At 34.9% G+C, this 21,523-nt stretch carries 18 protein-coding genes; 4 read left to right on the top strand and 14 right to left on the bottom strand.

What is annotated here, in order from left to right; translation table 11 throughout:
* Positions 1-39: 39 nt before the first annotated feature.
* Complete coding sequence (locus GGR42_RS00635; protein ID WP_167959821.1) at positions 40-927, bottom strand: hypothetical protein; 888 nt, start codon at positions 925-927, stop codon at positions 40-42.
* 210 nt (positions 928-1,137) lie between these two features.
* Between GGR42_RS00635 and GGR42_RS00630 the strand changes: the two genes are divergently transcribed.
* From GGR42_RS00630 to GGR42_RS00620, 3 genes are all read left to right on the top strand, one after another.
* Entirely contained in the window at positions 1,138-1,938 is an 801-nt protein-coding gene (locus tag GGR42_RS00630; protein ID WP_167959819.1) for an MBL fold metallo-hydrolase, read from the top strand.
* Positions 1,939-2,001: 63 nt separating this feature from the next.
* A complete protein-coding gene (locus GGR42_RS00625; protein ID WP_167959817.1) occupies positions 2,002-3,393 on the top strand; it encodes a M16 family metallopeptidase in 1,392 nt (463 codons plus the stop codon).
* Complete coding sequence (locus tag GGR42_RS00620) at positions 3,393-4,781, top strand: M16 family metallopeptidase (protein WP_167959815.1); 1,389 nt, start codon at positions 3,393-3,395, stop codon at positions 4,779-4,781. Before GGR42_RS00625 ends, GGR42_RS00620 begins: the two co-directional genes overlap by 1 nt.
* A gap of 52 nt (positions 4,782-4,833) precedes the next feature.
* On the opposite strand, the gene ettA is transcribed toward GGR42_RS00620, so the two are convergent.
* The 3 genes from ettA to GGR42_RS00605 form a co-directional block, all read right to left on the bottom strand.
* Complete coding sequence (gene ettA / locus GGR42_RS00615; protein ID WP_167959813.1) at positions 4,834-6,525, bottom strand: energy-dependent translational throttle protein EttA; 1,692 nt, start codon at positions 6,523-6,525, stop codon at positions 4,834-4,836.
* 39 nt (positions 6,526-6,564) lie between these two features.
* The gene (locus tag GGR42_RS00610) at positions 6,565-6,747 is read right to left on the bottom strand and encodes a CAL67264 family membrane protein (protein ID WP_167959811.1); all 183 of its coding nucleotides are present in this window, start codon (positions 6,745-6,747) and stop codon (positions 6,565-6,567) included.
* Positions 6,748-6,820: 73 nt separating this feature from the next.
* On the bottom strand, positions 6,821-7,804 hold the full coding sequence (locus tag GGR42_RS00605; protein WP_167959809.1) for a Gfo/Idh/MocA family protein: 984 nt from the start codon (positions 7,802-7,804) through the stop codon (positions 6,821-6,823).
* Positions 7,805-7,869: 65 nt separating this feature from the next.
* Here GGR42_RS00605 and GGR42_RS00600 point away from each other — a divergent pair, with 65 nt between their 5' ends.
* On the top strand, positions 7,870-9,498 hold the full coding sequence (locus tag GGR42_RS00600; RefSeq protein ID WP_167959807.1) for an acyl-CoA carboxylase subunit beta: 1,629 nt from the start codon (positions 7,870-7,872) through the stop codon (positions 9,496-9,498).
* A 28-nt stretch (positions 9,499-9,526) separates the two neighbouring features.
* Here GGR42_RS00600 and GGR42_RS00595 read toward each other — a convergent pair whose 3' ends face one another.
* From GGR42_RS00595 to GGR42_RS00550, 10 genes are all read right to left on the bottom strand, one after another.
* On the bottom strand, positions 9,527-11,221 hold the full coding sequence (locus tag GGR42_RS00595) for a tetratricopeptide repeat protein (protein WP_167959805.1): 1,695 nt from the start codon (positions 11,219-11,221) through the stop codon (positions 9,527-9,529).
* 48 nt (positions 11,222-11,269) lie between these two features.
* Positions 11,270-12,616, bottom strand: coding sequence for a M24 family metallopeptidase (locus GGR42_RS00590; RefSeq protein WP_167959803.1), 1,347 nt, complete (start codon positions 12,614-12,616; stop codon positions 11,270-11,272).
* A 39-nt stretch (positions 12,617-12,655) separates the two neighbouring features.
* Entirely contained in the window at positions 12,656-13,741 is a 1,086-nt protein-coding gene (locus GGR42_RS00585; protein WP_167959801.1) for an AMP-binding protein, read from the bottom strand.
* Positions 13,725-14,684, bottom strand: a complete 960-nt coding sequence (locus GGR42_RS00580) for a CPBP family intramembrane glutamic endopeptidase (protein ID WP_167959799.1) — start codon at positions 14,682-14,684, stop codon at positions 13,725-13,727. The genes GGR42_RS00585 and GGR42_RS00580 overlap by 17 nt, the downstream gene beginning before the upstream one ends.
* Complete coding sequence (locus GGR42_RS00575; protein ID WP_167959797.1) at positions 14,675-15,727, bottom strand: o-succinylbenzoate synthase; 1,053 nt, start codon at positions 15,725-15,727, stop codon at positions 14,675-14,677. The genes GGR42_RS00580 and GGR42_RS00575 overlap by 10 nt, the downstream gene beginning before the upstream one ends.
* A gap of 76 nt (positions 15,728-15,803) precedes the next feature.
* Positions 15,804-17,771, bottom strand: a complete 1,968-nt coding sequence (locus GGR42_RS00570) for a sensor histidine kinase (protein WP_167959795.1) — start codon at positions 17,769-17,771, stop codon at positions 15,804-15,806.
* A gap of 426 nt (positions 17,772-18,197) precedes the next feature.
* Positions 18,198-18,959: a LytR/AlgR family response regulator transcription factor gene (locus GGR42_RS00565; protein ID WP_167959793.1), complete on the bottom strand. Its 762-nt coding sequence runs from the start codon at positions 18,957-18,959 to the stop codon at positions 18,198-18,200.
* A 30-nt stretch (positions 18,960-18,989) separates the two neighbouring features.
* Entirely contained in the window at positions 18,990-19,898 is a 909-nt protein-coding gene (gene menA, locus GGR42_RS00560; RefSeq protein WP_167959791.1) for a 1,4-dihydroxy-2-naphthoate octaprenyltransferase, read from the bottom strand.
* 5 nt (positions 19,899-19,903) lie between these two features.
* Positions 19,904-20,509: an SPOR domain-containing protein gene (locus GGR42_RS00555; RefSeq protein WP_167959789.1), complete on the bottom strand. Its 606-nt coding sequence runs from the start codon at positions 20,507-20,509 to the stop codon at positions 19,904-19,906.
* A 156-nt stretch (positions 20,510-20,665) separates the two neighbouring features.
* Complete coding sequence (locus tag GGR42_RS00550) at positions 20,666-21,496, bottom strand: CvfB family protein (RefSeq protein ID WP_167959787.1); 831 nt, start codon at positions 21,494-21,496, stop codon at positions 20,666-20,668.
* Positions 21,497-21,523: the final 27 nt, after the last annotated feature.

The raw sequence follows: 21,523 nt of genomic DNA, 5'->3' as shown, positions 1-21,523 counted from the left end.
AAGATTTTCCCTTTTTTTAGATAATAGATAGTGTTTGTGTTATTTTAAAGTAAAATTGGAAGTACCCAATAATTTCAAATTATCATCATAAACGTTTGCCATGTAGTTTCCTTTCTGAAAATCACTAGCTGGTTTATCAACGAAATCACATACATCCAATGTGCTGTTCTCATAATAGAAACCAGTTCCCTTACTATAGTTTATAGAAGCACCTGCATCGTTGGTTTTAGAAAGACCGCTACCAATAACATTTCCTTGAGGATCTAGAATTTCTATTAAAAACTCTCTATCACCAGCTTCAGCAATAACATTGTTCGCAATTGTGAAGCATACTTTTACTTTATCTGTGCTTTTTGCTCTAGAAGTAGAAACCAATTTACCATTGTTTCTTTCTCTTACGGCATCAACATTGATTTTAGTTAAGTTCAATGCAGAACCTCTTTCAACCGCATCTGCCAATTGGGTGTTTTGCACAACCAAAGAATCGTTAAATACAGTTTGCTTTTCCAACTCAACATAAGTACTGTCTCTTTGCATTGCCAATAAACTGTTAGATTGTGTTAAAGAATCTACTTGTCTAAGCAATTGCTCTCTTTCGGCTTTAAGTACATTAACTTGTCTTCTGTATCTAGAAAGTGAAGAAATATCAGCTTTCATTGTTTTAACAGAATCAATGTATTTTGCAATTCTGTCTCTTGCACCTACCAATTCTTCGTTTGTAGCATTGCTTTCCATAATAGCTTTATCATATTCAGATTTTAAGCTATTTAGGTCTTCAACAACCAAATCTTTTTCTTGAGTAAGTAAAGTAGTTGTCTTTTTCTTGTCTTGATAAAGACTTACTGTGTAAATAATGGTACCTAGCAAAATTACACCCAGTAAACCTGCTATTACCTTTAACCCATTGTTATTCTTTGTTTCCGTCATAATATAGTATTTAAATAATCTTGTTCGTAAATTTTATAATAGTTGTTTGATTTTGATTTATATACGCTACATTTTAACATTTGGATTTTTTTAAAATAAAAAAACATCTATTTAAAGATTGATGTCTTAACTTTATAATTCACGAGAACATATTGCTACTTCATTAACATTGAATGGATTATAGCATGTATGAACCTAAAATGAATTTTTATGAAAAAAATATTTTTTACGATTACTTGTTTCAGCCTAATTTTAGTTGGTTGCAAAGAAAAAAACAAGTCCAACAACTCCGAGATCGATTTAAGTTCCAACGAGTCCATTACCTTGGAAAATACTATTTCTGATGTTAAAATAATTCCGATTGAACACGCTACCGCTGTTTTAGAATGGGGAGATATTACTATTTACATAGATCCTGTTGGTGGTGCAAGTACGTATGAAGGTCAAAAACAACCTGATTTGATATTAATAACCGATATACATGGTGACCATCTTAATGTTGAAACCTTGCAAGCGCTAAATACGGAAAAGGCCAAAATCATTGTCCCACAGGCCGTGGCTGATGAAATGCCGGATGAATTCAAAGAGATAATCACAATTCTAAACAATGGGGAGTCCAAAGAACTTCTGGACATTATGATAGAAGCTATTCCGATGTACAATTTAAGGGAAGAGGCATTGAATTTCCACACCAAAGGGCGTGGCAATGGGTATGTGTTAAATATTGGTGGCCAACGTATTTATTTTTCTGGCGATACAGAAGATATTCCAGAAATGAGAACATTGAAGAACATTGACAAAGCCTTTATTTGCATGAACCTGCCCTATACCATGACGGAGGAAAGTGCAGCCAGTGCAGTACTAGAATTTAAGCCTACGCAAGTCTACCCTTATCATTTTAGGGGAAATCCAGATGTTAGTGATGTGGCAAAATTTAAGGAATTAGTCAATTCTGGAGATTCCAATATTCAAGTGATACAATTGGATTGGTATCCATCACAACCCTATTAATATTTTGTAACATTTGATAAACAATAGAGTCCTATTTATATTAACTATCCTTAAAAACAATATATGAAGCAAACATTTAAAATGTTTTCCATGGTGTTAGTAATATTACTATTATCTAATTGCAAGGAAAACAAAGAGAAAAAAAAGGAAATAGCTAAATTCCAAGTTCCAGTAGAATATTATAAGTTGGATAATGGCTTAAAAGTAATTCTTTCCCAAGACAAGACCTCTCCTACCGCAATTGTGGCTGCATATTACAACATTGGTTTTAGAATAGAACCCAGAGATCGTACAGGTTTTGCCCACTTGTTTGAACACATGATGTTCCAAGGGTCCAAAAATTTGGGTAAAATGGAGTTTGTTAAACTAATTCAACAAAACGGTGGTGTTCTCAATGGTTCTACAAGGTTTGACTTTACAAATTATTTTGAAATTGTTCCTTCGCACAAACTGGAAACAATGTTATGGGCAGAAGCTGATCGTATGCGAGGATTGGATATTACCCAAGAAAATCTTACCAATCAACAAGGTGTTGTAAAAAACGAAGTAAAGGTAAATGTGCTAAATCAACCATATGGAGGATTTCCATGGTTAGACATGCCACAATATGCAAATACCAATTGGAACAACGCACACAATTTTTATGGTGATTTAGAGGATTTGGATGCGGCAAACCTGGAAGATGTTGCTAGTTTTTTTAAAACTTATTATGCTCCGAACAATGCTGCTATTTCTGTAGTAGGTGATTTTGAGATAGAAGAAACCAAAGCATGGATAGAAAAATATTTCGGGAATATTCCATCGGCTGAGCTTCCTGCTCAACCAGACATTTCAGAACCAAGACAGGAGGTAGAAAAAGACACTATAAAAGATGATGCTTTAGCCAATAAACCCGCAATTGCTTTGGCATATCATATGCCAGAAAGAAATACTCCAGAGTATTACGCCATGGGCCTTTTAGATCAAATTTTGTTGCAGGGAGATAACGGCCTTTTAAAGCAAAAATTGGAAAAAGAAAAAGGATACACATCCGATCTTGGAGGTGGTATTAACTACTTAGGGAATATGTTCAATTACAAAGGTCCAATGCTATGGATGTATAATTTTACTTATGATACTGAAACGTCAAAAGAAAATATATTAACATCTATTGATGAGGTAATGACTGATGTAAAAACCAATATGTCCCAAGAAATGATCGATAAAGCAATTATAAAAGTTAGGTCACAATTATATGATGATCTAGGTGGCTTTTTTGGGCTAGGCAGAGCTGATTTACTATGTAGTTTTGCCTTATTTGATGATGACCCAGATAGGATAAATTATATTGAGGATGAGTTTAAAAAGGTGACCCCAGAAATCATGCTAAAAACAATTGATGAGTACCTTAGAAAAACAAACCGTACTATTTTAAGAGTAAATCCATTATTGGCTAATAACGAAAAAACAGAATAATGAAGAATATTATCATATATATTGTAGTGTTTGCATTTACTTTTTCTTTTATACAAGCTCAAGAAAAAGAACAACCGCCAGTAGGTGGAGAACCTAAGAACTTCTCACTTCCCAATAAAGAAGTCATTGATTATGACAATGGATTAAAATTGGTACTTATTCCTTATGGATCTTTACCAAAAGCAACTATTAGATTTAATATAAAGACTGGAAATATAAATGAAAAAGAAAACCAAGTATGGTTATCTGATTTACTAGTTGATTTATTGGAGGAAGGGAGCACAACAAAAACCTCTAAAGAAATAGCAGATGAAATGGCTGGCATGGGAGGTAATCTAAATATGGGTGTTGGTTCCCATACCACATACTTAACTAGTTCTGTTCTATATGAGTTTACTCCAAATGCTGTAAAAGTAATTGCGGATGTTCTTAAAAACCCTAAATGGCCAGCAGAAGAATTAAATAGATTGAAAAGTGATATGAAACGCGAACTTTCAGTAGATTTATCTACTCCAGGTTCTCAAGCTTATCGAGATTTTTATGCTGAAATATATCCTGATCATCCTTACGGGCGGGTATATCCATCTGAAGATAATATAGATTCTTATTCAGTTGAAGATATAAAAGAGTTTTATGAAGCAAATTTTGGAGCTAAACGCACTACCATCTATGTTGCTGGAAATTTTGATTCTGATGAGGTAAAAGAAGCAGTTGAAACTTCAATGGCTGATTGGAGGCCTGGGAACGAATCTGAATATCCAATCGCCGAGGCGGTCACATCCAACACTGTCAAAATTATTGATAGACCAGATGCTCCGCAATCAACCATTTATTATGGTTTACCAGTAGCAGACCCTTCACATTCAGATTATATTGCTCTGGATGTTACTAATTCCATTCTAGGAGGTTCTTTTGCATCTAGGATTACAAGTAATATTAGAGAAGATAAAGGATATACCTATTCTCCCAGAAGTGTTTTAGCAGAGAATTATAAAACTGGTATTTGGTATGAAAGAGCAGATGTTACCACAGAACATACCGGTGCTTCCTTGCAAGAGATAAAGAATGAAATTGAAAAACTCCAAAATGAACCTCCTACTCAAGAAGAATTGGATGGTATAATAAATTATGAATCTGGCATTTATGTTTTACAGAATTCATCCCCAAGTGGTATTATTGGTCAACTCATATTTTTAGACACACATGATTTGGATGATTCATTCTTAGAAAACAAAGTAAAAAGCATGCATGCTATTACTCCTGAAAAAGTTCAGGAAATGACCAGAAAATATATTAGACCAGAAAATATGACCTTAATAGTTGTAGGAGACAAGCAAAAAATTGAAAACCAGATAGAAGAAACAATCAAAAAGCCTTTGAAGCAATAGTATGTTCTCTAAATTCTATGAAACATAAAGCTCCCAAAAACGGGAGCTTTTTTTATCTTATTAGTTTCTTATACTTAATACGCTTAGGCAATAAATCGCCTCCTAAGCGTTTCTTCTTGTTTTCTTCATAATCAGAGAAAGAACCTTCAAAGAAATAAACCTGTGAATCCCCTTCAAAAGCCAATATATGGGTACATATTCTATCCAAAAACCATCTGTCGTGAGATATTACAACTGCACAACCTGCAAAATTTTCCAAACCTTCTTCCAAAGCTCGTAATGTGTTTACATCCAAATCATTGGTAGGTTCATCCAACAAAAGGACATTTCCTTCTTCTTTAAGCGTCATAGCTAAATGAAGTCGGTTACGTTCACCTCCAGAAAGCATGCTCACCTTTTTGTTCTGTTCACTACCAGAAAAATTAAATCGACTTAAATAGGCCCTAGAATTTACTTGTCTCCCCCCCATCATAATAAGCTCTTGCTCATCACTAAAATTTTGCCATATAGTTTTCTCGGGGTCAATATTGGAATGGCTTTGGTCCACATAAGCAATCTTAGCAGTATCTCCAACAACAAATTCTCCCTTGTCTGGAGTCTCCTCTCCCATAATCATCCTAAAAATAGTAGTCTTACCTGCTCCATTAGGACCAATAATACCCACAATTCCAGCCTGTGGAAGATTAAAGTTTAAATCTTCATAGAGTAGTTTATCCCCGTACCCTTTACTTATTCCTTTTGCTTCAATCACATTGGTTCCCAAACGGGGGCCATTTGGAATATATATTTCAAGTTTATCGTCCAGTTGTTTTTGATCCTGACTCATTAACTTGTCATAATTCTTTAATCGTGCCTTTTGTTTAGTCTGTCTCCCTTTAGCTCCCTGTCTTACCCATTCCAACTCTCGCTCCAGGGTTTTTTGCCTTTTGGAAGCCTGTTTGTTTTCTTGGGCCAAACGTTTGGATTTCTGGTCTAACCAACTAGAATAATTTCCTTTCCAAGGAATACCCTCTCCCCTATCCAGTTCCAATATCCATCCTGCTACATTGTCCAGAAAGTATCTATCATGCGTTACTGCTATAACAGTTCCTTTGTACTGGGCCAAATGATGTTCCAACCAATGAACTGACTCGGCATCAAGGTGGTTGGTGGGTTCATCCAACAACAATATCTCTGGCTCTTGCAATAAAAGCCTACAAAGTGCTACACGTCTACGTTCACCACCAGAAAGAACGGCAATTTTCTTATCGGAATCGGGGGTACGCAGTGCATCCATTGCTATTTCTAATTTGGTATCCAACTCCCAGGCATTAGACGCATCTATCTTATCCTGAAGTTCTGCTTGCTTGTCCATGAGTTTTTGCATCTTATCTGCATCCTCATATACTTCGGGCAAACCGAACATATCATTTATTTTATTGTATTCATCAAGAATTGCTACCGTTTCTGCAACTCCTTCTTTAACAATTTCTAAAACAGTCTTATTTTCATCCAATTTGGGTTCTTGTTCCAAATAACCCACATTATAACCAGGAGAGAAAACAACATCTCCTTGGAAATTCTTATCTACCCCAGCAATAATCCGTAAAAGGGTGGATTTACCAGAACCGTTGAGACCTAAAATCCCAATTTTGGCACCATAAAAGAAACTGAGGTATATATTTTTTAAAACTGGAGTATTGGCAGTTTTATACGTTTTTGTAACCCCAGACATGGAGAAAATGACCTTTTTATCGTCAGACATAAGAAATGAATTTAATTAAAAAGAAGAAACTGAAACTATTTATACCCTTCCTTTAAGAGCATTAAAAACCCAGGCAATCGCAAAAAAACCAACACCCACAGCTGCAAAACCCCAACCAGCAATTTCGTCATATCGAAAAGCACCCAAAGCAATAAGTCCTATTCCTACACCAATCATAATAAAAGTGGCCCATGCGAGCACTGTATTCTTATTCATAACCATATTTAAAGTTTAGTTTATTTGTAACCGTCAAATATCGTAAATTTAAAGGAATACCCTAGTCTACATAAATTTTTTAAGATTCAAAAGGAAAAACCACCCCTACTTGTCTCCTAACTTCATCCATAAGTTCCATTAAGTCCAAGCTGTTTTGATGGGACCATAAATCGCTTTCCAGTTTACCTGCCCTAAGACAATTATGCACTTCAATAATCTCATAAGAATACCCCATTCCAAGGGTTGGCAATTTAAAATCTTGAACAGCACCCCCTTTTTCAATTGAATATCCTTGTGCCATATGCCACATGGGATGCAATACCAAAGACCCCTTGCTTCCTGATATTTTTCCCTTCACCTGCAAGTCTGTGGCAAAACCACTGTGAAGTATTGCTTGTGAATTTTCGTAGTCAAAAATCATGGAGGTCTGAATTTCCACTCCTGTTTTATAAAAATTTGAACGAGCAATAATTTCATTGGGTTTTCCCAAAATAAGATAGGCCAGGAAAATTGGATAAATACCAATGTCCAAAATAGACCCTCCTGCCAACTCTGGATTTAATATTCTACCTTCCTCATCCCTATCCAAGCCATAATAGGTAAAATCTGAATTAACATAGGCAACATCTCCAATTGCACCATCATCAATCAATTCCTTAACCTTTATAATCGATGGATTAAATCTGCTCCACATGGCCTCCATTAAAAACAAATTGTTCGCTTTAGACGCAGCAACCATTTTTTCAACATCCTTTCTATTTACGGCAACAGGTTTCTCGCAAAGTATGTGCTTTCCATTGGTCATGGCAGCAATACTCAATTCTGCATGCGAATCATGTGGTGTAGCAATGTAGAGAACATCCACATCGGGAAACTTAAAAAGCTCATCATAACTACCAAAAGCATTTTTAACATTATAATCTTTTGCAAAAGCCTTGGCTTTATCCAAGCTTCTTGATGCAACTGCCACCAATTGCCCATCATCGACCAACTTTAGGTCATCAGCGAACTTTTTGGCAATTCCACCAAGGCCTATGATTCCCCATCGGATTTTTTCTTTCATTTTTGTTCTTGAGTTTTCTCAAAGTTAATCAATATCTTTAGCATAATTAAAGAAACCTATTAAGAATGGATATCAACTTCAACAAAAATGAAGACCATAATAAATTACTCCTCTCAAATCTAAAAAAAGAACTTGCAAAAGTAAAGCTAGGAGGCGGAAAACAACGCATAGAAAAATTGCATGCTCAAGGAAAAATGACCGCCAGAGAGCGTATTGACTACCTTTTGGATGATAAAAAGGAAGCAATTGAAATCGGGGCCTTTGTTGGAGATGGCATGTATGAAGAACATGGTGGTTGTCCATCTGGAGGTGTTGTTGTTAAGGTTGGCTTTGTTAAAGGAAAGCAATGTGTTGTGGTTGCCAATGACGCCACCGTAAAAGCTGGGGCTTGGTTTCCCATTACAGGAAAGAAAAATCTTAGAGCGCAAGAGATAGCCATTGAGAATAAACTTCCTATTATTTATTTGGTAGATAGTGCAGGAGTATACTTGCCCCTACAGGATGAAATTTTTCCTGATAAAGAACATTTTGGACGTATTTTTAGAAACAATGCGGTTATGAGCAGTATGGGAATAACCCAAATTGCAGCGGTTATGGGAAGTTGTGTAGCCGGAGGTGCGTATTTACCCATTATGAGTGATGAGGCACTAATCGTGGACAAAACAGGTAGTATCTTTTTAGCGGGCAGTTATCTGGTAAAAGCTGCTATTGGAGAAAATATAGATAACGAAACACTGGGTGGGGCAACTACCCATTGTGAAATAAGTGGTGTAACCGATTATAAATCCAAGGACGATAAAGATGCCTTGGATACCATTAAAAATATAGTAGATAAAATAGGTGGTTTTGATCAGGCTGGTTATAGTAGAACAAAGACAGAAAACCCAATAGATAATCCTAATGATATCTATGGGATTTTACCGGCCTCCCGTTCTGACCAATATGATATGTTGGAAATTATTAAACGCTTGGTGGATAATTCAGATTTTGAACAATACAAGGAGGGCTATGGAAAAACAATTTTAACGGGCTATGCCAGGATTGATGGCTGGGCCGTGGGAATTGTTGCCAATCAAAGAAAAGTAGTTAAAACAGCCAAAGGGGAAATGCAATTTGGCGGAGTAATTTATTCTGATTCCGCTGATAAGGCGACGCGATTTATTGCCAACTGTAACCAAAAGAAAATTCCGCTTGTTTTTTTACAAGACGTAACCGGTTTTATGGTGGGTAGTAAAAGTGAACAAGGAGGCATCATTAAAGACGGAGCGAAAATGGTAAATGCAGTGGCCAATTCCGTAGTACCCAAATTTACCGTGGTTATTGGGAATAGTTATGGTGCAGGGAACTACGCCATGTGTGGAAAAGCCTATGACCCCAGGTTAATTGTAGCATGGCCGAGTGCAGAGCTCGCAGTAATGAGTGGAAATTCTGCGGCCAAGGTCTTGTTACAGATAGAAAAAGCTTCTTTGGAAAAGAAAGGTGAAAAAATTACGGAGAAAAAAGAAGCAGAACTATTTAACAAAATAAAAAATAGATATGATGGGCAGGTTTCTCCATATTATGCGGCTGCCCGTTTATGGACCGATGCCATTATAGACCCGTTGGAAACCCGTACTTGGATTTCTATGGGCATAGAAGCCGCCAACCATGCTCCTATTGAAAAGCCTTTTAATATGGGGGTTTTACAGGTTTAAAAATTAAAGATGTTACTTTCATAATAATTCAGTTACCCATAGCCAATAGAGTATTGGATATTTCGAGAAGTTCTTGGTTGACATTTTTTTCTGTTAACTTGAATAAATGCACTTTTCTTTCCTCCTTTTTGGTGCCAAACATGGTTTGCACCGTAACTTTAAGGTAAGTAGGTTCATAGGTTTTATTCCCTAGGTATTTTAGATTGACCCTCCATTTGCCTTCCAACTCATTGTGCATAAAATATTGAATACTGGAATATCCTTTGGTCTTTTCATTATAGAATTGATTTTTATCAGATTCATAGGTATGCTCAAAAGTATAATAGTGGTTATCTGGGTTGACAAATTGCAGGCCAAATTCTGCATCACTATGACTCCATTCAAAAACCAAACGTGTTGTTCCAGTAACTACTTGGCTTTTTTCGCCAATTTTTTGACCAAACTCGGTCATGATTATGGAATCGATATTTTTAACATTGGAAACGGTATCCAACTTCGTGTAATTGATATACCTTGAATATATTTCAACTGCTTTGTTATCATTACCCAGTTCTCCATAGACATTGCCTAAATCCCTGTAGGATTGCGCATAGCTGGGTCGTAGCTTTAATATTTCCTCATATATATCGATGGATCGATGAAACTCTCCCGAAGCATCCAAAATGAAGGCAAGAGATTTAAGTATAACAGGGTTTTGTCCATGTTCCAACAAGATCGTTGACCTTAAATCACTTACAATTTCGTCCCCACTCCATTTCTTTCTGAAAAAAGCATAAGAATCCAGTAAAAAATAAGGTGATTTTCCATAACTAATCTGTTCTTCTTTAAATATCTGCCATGCTTCTCCAACGAAAGAAGCACTTTCCAATTTCTTTAAATAATTTGGTTTTGTTAAGTTGTAAAAAGGCATCGTCTCTGATGACAAAACATTGTCCCTTAACAAGGCATAGTCATAAGGAGTATTATCTGGTTCTTTAGGCAAGTACGTTCCGTTCTTTGTGTTGATCACCACCACACCGCCATGGGCCATAGAACCGTACCTGGTCGAAGCAGCTAGACTTGACAAGATTGCGACCCGTTCAACAATACTGGGATCCAACCATGTGGGACCGTCATTAAAAATTTGTCCATCAATATCAAAAATAGCAGGCTTTGGCGAATAAGATGAGCCCGGTCTTAGAAAAACATCAAAACTTTGATCCGGTCGTATGCTTACGCTAAGGCCAGCAAATTTTCCTTGTAAATACATTCCAAAATGGTAATGATTGGATATCATATCCCTCTTAGTCAATACCCTTACCCTATATGCAACTTTGGCCGGATCAATAATCCCAAAAGCAGTGCGAACAAGCCTTTCATTGGTAGCATATTCAAGTTCTAACTCTTTTTGACTTTGGAGCAAACGTTTTTTGGTGACTACCACTTCTTTTAGTTGTTCCACTCTTGGTGCCATTTCCATGTTCAATATTTTGGTCACATCCTCCACAATGATAGATATGGAATCCATGCCCATGTATGTAAAGAGCAATTCTTCTTTTGGATTAGCGTGTATTATATAATGTCCCTCAATATCAGAATTAACACTTATATCCGAATTTAAGTTTTGGATATTGGCATTAGACAAAGGGACTCCCTTGTTGGTGATTATTCCCTTAATCTCTTTTTGCCCATAAGAAATAGGAGATATTAAGAGAAATGCTAGTACTGCAAACAATAACCTCATACGCTAATAATTTAATAGTCAACAGGTTATTAAAAGTACAAAAAAAAATCAATTTCCCAATTGAGGTTTGGGACGGGGTATCAACAATAATTCGGTCTGTCGACCATTAACATACCTAAACCCATCTTCTCCATAAAACCCTGCTTCCTCCAACATTATTCGTATATCCCGTTTCCACTCTGGAATTGTAACCGTAGTGTTTAACTCAATAGCATATACTGTATTAGGGTTTAGCGGATAATTTTCCCCATCATCCTTCATAACACCGCCTTGGGAATCCCACATACCAATAGTTGTACCGGCAGAATGGCCGTACATTCCAAGAGGATGTGTATATATTGCGGGTTTTAAACCAGCACTTTTTGCTTTTTGAAGAGATTCTAACAAAATTTCATTTCCTGTTTTTCCCGCAACCATGTTCTGGGTTAAAAAATCCTGTACTTTGTTACCATCCTTCAAGGCATTTACCAAATAATCTGGTGCTTCAACCTCCTTGGGTTTAAGTACATAAGCCAATTCTTGGCAATCCGTGTTCAATCTTAAATAAGTTATTCCAAAATCACAATGCAATAAATCTCCAGGCAAAATTACTTGGTCTTCTGGTCTACCGGAAAAGGAATACAAATGACCCACTAGTTCTTCGCTAGTTCGCTGTATATCCACAGTTGGGTGAAACCACGTTTCCAATCCCAGATCGGTTACTTTTTGCCGCATCCACCATTCCACATCATTAGTTGTTGTTATTCCCGGGGTGATTACTTTTTCTGAAAAAGCTTCGGCTATAATATCATGTGTAATATCCACTAACTGGTTATAAATAACCATTTCCCTTTCCGAGCGTGTTTCAATCCACCTTACCCCCAATTGTTCAGCAGAAACTATCTTAGAATGGTACTTTTTTGGAAGGTTTTGCATAAACTCATCAAAATCTGTCTTATCTAAACCATCTGCTATATTATGATCTTTAGAATAGTTTAAACCTATTTTTGATGGATTTCGCTCTTCTATCAGTTGTATTAAACGTTTCCATTGATTGGGCTCTTTTTCTTTATCCCAAGCAGATTTAATATTATCACCAACATTGTAGCGGGCCACTGCCAATTTTTCTATACTATTCTTAGACCTATCCCTATAGAAAAGTAAAATTGTTCTTCTGCGGGCATTTAACCAAGTAGAAGGCAACATGGTCCTTAAAACTGGGTCTTCATTGTACTCTCTGGAAATAAGAATCCACATATCAATCCCAGTGGCATCCATTAAACTTGGAAGTAAATTATTAAAACGGTCGGCCAAGATTTCATCTACTACTATGGCTCTTTCTTTTTCCGATAAAATTTGCTGGGAATTAACCGCAAAACATAAAAGAAATAAATACAGTCTTACTATTTTTTTCATACTTCTAACTTTATTGGATGAAAATACAAAAATGAATTCCTATTTATTGTCAACAAGTTGTTCAAGTGTTCTATGGCGGTCAATTTTCCCATTACTGGTTTCTATTATCTTTTCAACCATAAAAACTTCTTTGGGAATTTCGAATTTTGACAAGGAATTTGAATTTTTTATTTTCTCAATTATTTTAGTTGAGCTTTCATTTCCCTCAACTACCAAAATAAGTTTCTGTCCCAATTTTTCATCAGGAATTCCCGCAACAAAAAGTCTGTTCGTAATAATGGATGCGAGCTTAGATTCTATTTCTTCTGGAATAAATTTAATACCGCCAGAATTTATAACATTATCAAAACGCCCCAACCATTCAAAGGTTGAATTGGAATGTAATCTTACTACATCATTGGTTACAATATTGGAGTCAGAAATTTTCGGTGCGCTGATAATTAAACAATCTCTATTATCCTTTGAAATCGTAATACCGGGAAGAATGTTAAAATAGTTATTGACTCTACTAGAAGCACTGGATACTTTTCTTACGGCAATGTGTGTTATAGTTTCCGTCATGCCATAGGTTTCATACACCTTAGATTTTATAGTGCTTAGTTCTTCTTCAAGGCTATAAGATAATGGTGCGCCACCAACTATTAATGTTCTTATTTGATTCAATTTTTGCAAAGAACCTTCAACCTGTAAAGGAACCATTGCAGCAAATTCATACTTTTTAGAACAATAGAGTAGCGGATTAGCGCTTGGCTCAACATAGTCCAACTCTAGCCCAAGTGCCATAGCTCTTACAAGCATCATCTTTCCAGCAATGAAGTCCGTATGTAAACATAATAGGGCAAGGCTTCCAGATTGTATATTGAAAAAGTTTCCTGTGGCCAAGGCAGAATTAACCATATGCTCTTTTTTTAGAACAATGGTCTTGGGGATTCCTGTAGAACCCGAAGTTTTTACATTTATAGTAGATTTTGATGACAACCAATCCAAAAGAAAGTATCCTATTGAAACCTCATAAGGCATTCCTTCTTTAATAAGGCCACAGGCGACTTGTCCCAATTCTTTTTTGGAACAAGAAATTCCATTTAATTTAAAACTTGGATGAATGTGATTATAATTGGACATCATTAACATTAACTTCTGCAAAGGATTCCTTGGAAAGTACTTTCCCCGTTAATCTTTCTTTCCAGTTTGTCCAGCCATATTTCTTTGAAAAAATAAACAGTAAAATTGGGTATACTACCAAAACAGGGATAAAAATATCCCATCCTAGAGTAGGCTCCGAAATGTCCCTGTAAATTGAATCTGTAGTAAAAGCAGTCCAATCCGCCGTTACCAAAAGTGCCGCTGTAAGATTATTTGCGGCATGAAAACCAAGGGCCAGTTCCAAGCCTTCGTCCATTAAGGTAAGGATTCCTAGAAAAAAACCAGTTCCAATATAAAACACAAGTACTCCATACCCAAGCTTACCAATTTCTGGATTAAAAATATGCATAAGACCAAAAAGTGTGGACGTAATAAATAAAGGAACCCATCTATTCCCTGCCATAATACCAATGCCCTGCATCATATAACCTCTCATAAAATATTCTTCCATACTGGTCTGTATGGGAATCATTAAAACAGCAATGACTGCCAAAATTAGAAAAGGGCCTAAATTAAAATTAAACTCATAATTCTCAGGTGTGAAATAAATATCTATTAATATAAAAGCAATAGAAATTATAGCCCATAGAAAAAAGGAAAAAAGAACTCGTTTCCAATCAACCCTATTTCTTGATGTTGTTAAATATAATATTGCTTGTTTGTGAACAAATTTCACAAAAACAAAAAGGCAAACTAGTCCAATAACAAAAGTTAAAAGCATAAAAAACAGGAAGGTGTTAGTTCCTAAAATTTCAGCCATTTGCCCCAAATCACCAGTTAAGTCGGCAAGTGAATTGGATTTTAAAATTAAAGCCGCCATTAATGGGATACCTCCAACAAATTGCCATGCAATAAAAACTAAAAAAAATCCCAAAACATATCTCCATGTTTCACTTAAACCCTTATAAGCCTGTTCTATATACATAAATTCTGTATTAAATCATTTTGCCAACTATTATTGGTCTTGTAATATATTCTTCCTTTCTGAATAGTCAAAGGAGAATTTATATTATTTGTATACAAACTACCCGTACCCAATCCCTGAGGCAATTTATTGTTTAAAGTGTATGTCCATTGTGCAATGGCATTTAATCCAATATTACTTTCCAAGGCACTTGTCACCCACCAACCAATGGAATATTCTTCTGCCAAATCAATCCACTCTTGGCTTCCCTTGTACCCTCCAACCAAACTTGGCTTTAAAATGATATACTGTGGTTGTATTGTTTGTAGTAATTTTTTCTTTTCTGTTACATCATTTACTCCTATCAATTCTTCATCTAGAGCTATGGGCAATGGGGTTTTGGAACACAATTCCTTCATTCCATGTATATTGCCCTGCTTTATAGGTTGTTCAATTGAGTGTAGGTCGCAATAAGATAGGACCTTAAGTTTTTCCAATGCTTCATTTGGATGAAATGCTCCATTGGCATCTACCCGCAATTCTATTTCTTCTTTTGGATACATTTCTCTAATAGATTTCAGCAAAGAAATTTCCGTCTGAAAGTTAATTGCTCCAATTTTCATCTTTAAACAAGTGAAGCCATGGGCAAGCTTTTGCTTAATCTGGTCGTGCATAAAAACTTGATCTCCCATCCAGATTAATCCATTAATGGGAATTGAAGCTTCGTTTATGGTAAAATCTGAAGGAAACAATTCAAAAGGGTTCTCGGCCTCTAAGGAAATAAATGCCTGTTCCACTCCAAATTGAATGCTTGGAAACTTTTTCAATTCATTCCACAACAAGTCCTTTCCTAGATGTATATTATTGCACACCCATTTAAGTTTGTCTTCATATTCTGGAACATCATCAAAACTTAACCCTTTTAACAGGCCACATTCTCCAATACCATACTTGTTGTTTTCTTCAAGAATTAAAAACCAGGTTTCTTTTTGTGTAAGAATGCCCCTAGAAGTACCACTGGGCCTTTTAAAATTTAAAGTATGTTTTCTAAAAAGGGCTTTCATGCTTAAAATCAAAATTAGAGAATTTTAAGCTGTAAATAGAAGATAAATTACAAATTGAATCTGTTACACTAAAAAACTATTTAAAATTAAACCAAAACCTCACACCATCAACAGTTTTGTCAATATTTAAGGTGGATTGCAGTTGGTTAACCAATCGGTTCATTAAACGGATTCCCATGGAAGAATTGGCCCTTTCGTCCGTATCTTCTGGAAGCCCAACACCGTTGTCCGTATATTCAAAATAACCTTGGTCGTCATTTTTTCTAAGGTGAATATATATTTTGCCATTTTCGTCTCCATCAGGAAATGCGTATTTAAAAGAGTTGGACACCAACTCGTTTAAAATTAACCCAAAGGGAATAGCCCTATCAATGTCCAATTCTACTCCTTCGGTATCTATTGTGATATTAATATTGTGCCCACCTTTTTTATAAACAGACTGTACACTATTGATTAGACTTTCAATATAGCCTTGCATTTCAATCACAGATAAATCATCATTCTGATACAGTTTTTGATGAATCAATGCCATAGCCTTTACCCTACTCTTACCTTCTTCTAAAGCTTCAATTGCTGCCTTGCTTCTTGTATTTTTAGTTTGCAAGCTCAAAAGGCTGGACACCATTTGAAGATTGTTCTTTACCCTGTGATGAATTTCCTTTAATAGAGAATCCTTCTCAACCAAAGAATTTTCAATAATATGTTTCTGCTTGGCAATTAAACGCTGGTTTTTGATACTTTTTAGATAAGCAAAAACTAATCCTGCAAAACCTAATAAAGTAAAAATTAAAGAAATAAATACGAGGCTCATTTTTTCATCTTTGGACGCCAGTTCATTTCTCGTTTTCTCCATTTCCAGTTTCTGCTGATTGATCATGGACCTGGATATTTCCATTTGTTTTTCTGCTACGGCCGCTAACTGCTGCCTTTTTAATTTTGGTGTAGTAAGATCAACAGAATCTGCTATTTTAACATTTTTCTTTAAATAAAAAGAAGCATTTTTGTAATCCTCGATCATATCATAATAAAGGGCTAGCAGCCGATTTTTTTTAATGATATGAGCAACGTTCGTTATTCTTAACTCTTGGTCCAAATATTCCTTGGCAAGTTTGTAGTTTTTTAACTGTAAATGACAATCAACCAGATTTAGCGTGTTTTCTATAACATCTTCAGAATATACCCCTTCATGGTTTTCATTAATGGACTCTATGCTTTTTTCTAAAAAAGGAAGGGCTTCTTCATATTCTTTTAATTGAACATGACATTTTCCAATATTACCTTCAATAATACCTTTTAACAAGTTTCCCCTAGCAACTTCCCTTTCTGTTTTCTCTTCGGTAATATCGATTAAGTAAAGGTCAATGTAACTAAGGGCCTTTTTAAAATAAGGAAATGCCGTTGGGGCAGACCTATCCAATCTAAGGAAATTACCCACATTGTTGTTGTATTCAGCCAAACCATAATGATCATCTTCACTAATAGTTTTCTTTACTTCAACGATATAATCTTCCATGGCTTTTCTATGAAGGCCTAAATTGGAATATATATCATAAAAGGCGACATCACTTGTTAAACCTAGATGGCGTTTTTCCTCCCTAATTTCAATTTGCTTGTCATAAAGTTCTAATTTGGAGTAGGCATTGTCCATTATATTTAATAGACGTTCTTTTGTTTCCAGGTCCAGTTTGTTGATTTCTGTATAAAGTTCTTTTGTTATGGCTATGCTTTTATCATAATCACCAATATCATGATATAATTGAGACTGTATTAACTTGTATTGCCTTATGGCAGAAGAATCATTTATTTTATAAGAATTATTATGGTATATATTGACAGCATCCAACCAATCATAGGCTGAATTTTCATTATATCTATTAAGTGTATCAAAAAAGAAAAAATAACGCCCATTGGCATTTTCAGCATCTTGGAACTTCTTTAATAAATTCTCTTCCGTACTTAAAGAATCTTGTGCAAAGACACATGCGCCGGTCAAAAAAAGAACTATGAGCGCACATTTAATTTTACAACAGATTTTTTTAATCATCACACCAGGGAAAAACTTGCAACTAATATTTTGCTTTTAGCAATAGGTTATCAATCAAACTTACTATTATATAACAGTACTTATTAATTTTTGTTGTAAACAAAAATTAAAGTGTTGTATAAACCGACTTGTACACGTTAAATCAACTTGTTTTATACTTATACAAAATATAATAGGCTATGTAAAACTACATAGCCTATTATAGAATTATATGAAAAATGATAAGATTTGGGGTCATCTTATTAACACTCCAAATGTATTATTATCATTAAAGCAAAATTGAAATTTGTTGTGTAATTATGGTTTTTTGTTGTAAAAAGAGATATAGCCTTTTTTAATTGCCTTTAATCGATGTTTTGGGTTTTTTGTCTCTCTAAAATGTAAGAAAAATTACTTAGTATAAACCAATGCAAACACGTTTATATATTATGAGTTCATAGCAGAAATGATAAACTCTTTAAAATCTTTAGATATAGGAATCAATTTGTTGTTGATCATAATATCCTTGGAGTTGATGGCATTGATATGATCTACGTTTACAATATATGACTTATGCGCCCTATAGAACTTATTCTGAGGTAATTTCTCCAAATAATCTTTTAGGGGTGAACGTACCAGGAACTTTTTATCAACAGTATTTACCTCCAAATAAACATTGTCCGCCTTTATAAATTGAATATCCTCAAACTGAATACGATAGTAAAGATGCTGCTTTTTAACAAAAATTGAATCTTTAAGTACCGCATTGGACATTAGTTTTTCATCTTCATCCACATTATTAATACCTTCACTATTTTGAGATTTCTCATTATAATTAAAGTTTGATAATGCTATCTCAATAGATGTATAAAGGTCTTGTTGCTCAAATGGTTTTACCAAATAGCCATTGGGCTTTACTGTTTTGGCATTTTCCACTGTAGCTCTATCTGAGTTTGAAGTAACAAAAATGAAGGGGATATTATACTTTTTCCTTATCAGCTTCCCTAAATCTATTCCTGTCTTATCAGAAGCAAGAATAATATCTATCAAAACTAAATCTACCTCCTTAGTCTTAAGAACTTCCTCTGCTTGTTCGTAAACAATAACATTGTCAACAATCTCATATCCTATTTCCTCCAACATGGATTGCATATCATCTGCAATGATAACATTATCCTCAACGATAAGGATTCTAATTGGTTGTTCCAAAGTAGTTAAGTTTATTATTTATACTCAAATTTACAAAAATTTATTAAACGCAATATAAAAGAGTATCGCAACCAAAAAAGTACTTAGTGCTATTTTCTTTAATTCTGGATCTAACAAAATTGGCTTTTTAATATTACGAACCTTTATTAAATGAAGGAAAATAGGTATAAAACCTAATAGTACCAACATATTTTTTAAATGCAAATAATTAAATATTGTATATAATAGCATGCATATAAAAGATATGGAGAGCAATAAATAATGATACTTCTTACCTCTTGTATATCCCAATATTACCACTAAAGTATTTTTTTTTGATTTTTTGTCAGATTCATAGTCCCTAAGATTGTTAAGATTTAAAACTCCCGTACTCAATAATCCTATTGAAATAGCTGGAAGCACAGCATAAACAGTAAGAAACTTGGTAAAAATGAACATGGATCCCAAAACACTCAGCAATCCAAAAAATATAAAAACAAAGACATCTCCAAATCCCCGGTACCCATATGCAGATTTACCGACAGTGTATTTAATCGCGGCCCATATGCTTGCTATACCAAGAAATATAAAAACAAGTGGGTATACTATATTTTCAGTGCCAAATGCTCTATATACCACCAAAACAACAAGTAACAAACACAATAGTACCGAGAAACGTATTCCGGACTTTAGCTCTTTTCTGGTTAAAAGGCCACTTTGCAAGGCTCGTTTTGGCCCAATTCTATCCTCATTATCTGTTCCTTTAATGCCATCACCATAATCATTTGCAAAATTTGATGTTATCTGAAAACCAATAGTTGTAAAAATCGCCAACCAGAACAATAACCAGTCAGTATAACCATATTTATTGGCTATTGCCGCACCCACTATAATGCCAGATACAGAAAGAGGAAGTGTTCTTAACCTCGCCGCACTAAACCATGCTTTTGCTTTTGTCAAGATTATTAATATGGATCTTCAATTGCTAATCGTTTCCCATCTTGGTAGGAGGCCACAAAGGCATCTTTAAAGCCCATTTTTACAAGCTGAAATCTAAAAGACCTAGCCTCATCCAATGTTTCAAAATTACCAAGTGAATACGAATAAAAAGGATTTGTTTTAACAAAAAGAGTGTTCGTCAATGCATCAGAAGCAAGAGTAACATTGTTATCCACAAATGATTTTACCTGTACAGAATATATTTTTTCTTTTTCCAAAAATTTCTTTGCCAAATAGAACTCCTTAACCAGACTAAGCTCATCGTTCTGTTCTTTTAGGTTATCTATTCTAGCTTTTATGGCATCCAGGCTATCTATAGAAACAAGCAGGTTGTTGGTGTTTTGAGATTCCAGCGAACCAGATTGGCTAACTCCCGCAGAAAAAGAAAATATTGCCAATGTGCCTATTAAGAAAAGCCCAGTAACACCTGCCAACACATTGCGTTGAATTTTACTTTTTCTAAGTTCTTTATTTTTTATTTTAATTTGATCAAGCAGGCGTTCGTTAATTATTTGTGCCTTATCAACATCCTTATGCAATTCCAGTAAATCACTTTCTTCTATAAATGGCATACATTCTAAATTTTCGGGGTCCTTAATATACTAAAATACAGTATTATTCAAAAATAGATATTTTCTTAAAACTTTAAAATTAATGGGGCAATTAATTCATTATATTTATTTGATATTCATTTCGTTATGCAAGAATTTACTGTTTAGCAATTAAATTCATATAATTTTTATCCCATTTTCGTTAATTACTATTTTTCTTTCCTTGTACAAAACACCAATTCCTCTTTTAAATGATTTCTTGCTCATTTGCAGTTGGCGCTTTATCTCCTCAGGATTGGATTTATCATGTAGGTTTAAGAACCCTCCATTCTTTACCGCAGCTTCATAAATAATGTTTGCCGAGGGCTCTAAGCTTTTAAAACCAATGGGTTCCAGGGAAACATCTATCTTATTGTCTGGTCTAATATTCTTTATGTATCCTTTTGTTTTATCGCCTACAGCAATTTCTTTATAGACATCACTAAAAAAAATTAGCCCTTTATGGGCATTGTTTATAATGGCTTCCCAACCCAAATCTGTTTTTCTGGTAATAATAATATCCACTTCCTCATACGGTTCAATGGTCAGGCTTTCATTGCTAATAAACTTGTTCAACTTATTGGATCCAACCAATCTAAACGACATTTCATCCATATAACAATAAACAACATACCATTGCCCTTGTTTCATCTTGTCCCTTTGCTCCCTAAAGGGAACCAATAGATGTTTTTCCAGCCCCCAATCTAAAAATGCCCCATACTCATTTACATCTACAACCTTTAACAGAGCAAAAGTATTTCTAATTATATAAGGTTCTAAAGTTGTGGCAATGGGCCTTTCATCATAATCCAAATAACAAAAAACGGAAATATCATCTTCCATTTCATAGGTTTCTGGAACATACTTATTCGGAAGAAGTACATCGGTACCTTCACTATCTTCCAAAAAAAGACCTACGCTCGTATTTCTAACAATTTTTAGTGTGTTATAGTTTCCTAATTCTATCATTTTGCAAAGGTATTGTTTAACCTTGGA

Source organism: Saonia flava (assembly GCF_011927795.1).
Lineage (GTDB): Bacteria > Bacteroidota > Bacteroidia > Flavobacteriales > Flavobacteriaceae > Saonia > Saonia flava.
Note: the sequence above shows the minus strand (reverse complement) of the source record. Positions and strands in the feature narration are given on the sequence as shown.

Bases quoted from the DNA above. Each gene is read 5' to 3' on its own strand.
- GGR42_RS00635 (WP_167959821.1), bottom strand. From the start codon at position 927: ATGACGGAAACAAAGAATAACAATGGGTTAAAGGTAATAGCAGGTTTA.
- GGR42_RS00630 (WP_167959819.1), top strand. From the start codon at position 1,138: ATGAAAAAAATATTTTTTACGATTACTTGTTTCAGCCTAATTTTAGTT.
- GGR42_RS00625 (WP_167959817.1), top strand. From the start codon at position 2,002: ATGAAGCAAACATTTAAAATGTTTTCCATGGTGTTAGTAATATTACTA.
- GGR42_RS00620 (WP_167959815.1), top strand. From the start codon at position 3,393: ATGAAGAATATTATCATATATATTGTAGTGTTTGCATTTACTTTTTCT.
- ettA (WP_167959813.1), bottom strand. From the start codon at position 6,525: ATGTCTGACGATAAAAAGGTCATTTTCTCCATGTCTGGGGTTACAAAA.
- GGR42_RS00610 (WP_167959811.1), bottom strand. From the start codon at position 6,747: ATGGTTATGAATAAGAATACAGTGCTCGCATGGGCCACTTTTATTATG.
- GGR42_RS00605 (WP_167959809.1), bottom strand. From the start codon at position 7,804: ATGAAAGAAAAAATCCGATGGGGAATCATAGGCCTTGGTGGAATTGCC.
- GGR42_RS00600 (WP_167959807.1), top strand. From the start codon at position 7,870: ATGGATATCAACTTCAACAAAAATGAAGACCATAATAAATTACTCCTC.
- GGR42_RS00595 (WP_167959805.1), bottom strand. From the start codon at position 11,221: ATGAGGTTATTGTTTGCAGTACTAGCATTTCTCTTAATATCTCCTATT.
- GGR42_RS00590 (WP_167959803.1), bottom strand. From the start codon at position 12,616: ATGAAAAAAATAGTAAGACTGTATTTATTTCTTTTATGTTTTGCGGTT.
- GGR42_RS00585 (WP_167959801.1), bottom strand. From the start codon at position 13,741: ATGATGTCCAATTATAATCACATTCATCCAAGTTTTAAATTAAATGGA.
- GGR42_RS00580 (WP_167959799.1), bottom strand. From the start codon at position 14,684: ATGTATATAGAACAGGCTTATAAGGGTTTAAGTGAAACATGGAGATAT.
- GGR42_RS00575 (WP_167959797.1), bottom strand. From the start codon at position 15,727: ATGAAAGCCCTTTTTAGAAAACATACTTTAAATTTTAAAAGGCCCAGT.
- GGR42_RS00570 (WP_167959795.1), bottom strand. From the start codon at position 17,771: ATGATTAAAAAAATCTGTTGTAAAATTAAATGTGCGCTCATAGTTCTT.
- GGR42_RS00555 (WP_167959789.1), bottom strand. From the start codon at position 20,509: ATGCCATTTATAGAAGAAAGTGATTTACTGGAATTGCATAAGGATGTT.
- GGR42_RS00550 (WP_167959787.1), bottom strand. From the start codon at position 21,496: ATGATAGAATTAGGAAACTATAACACACTAAAAATTGTTAGAAATACG.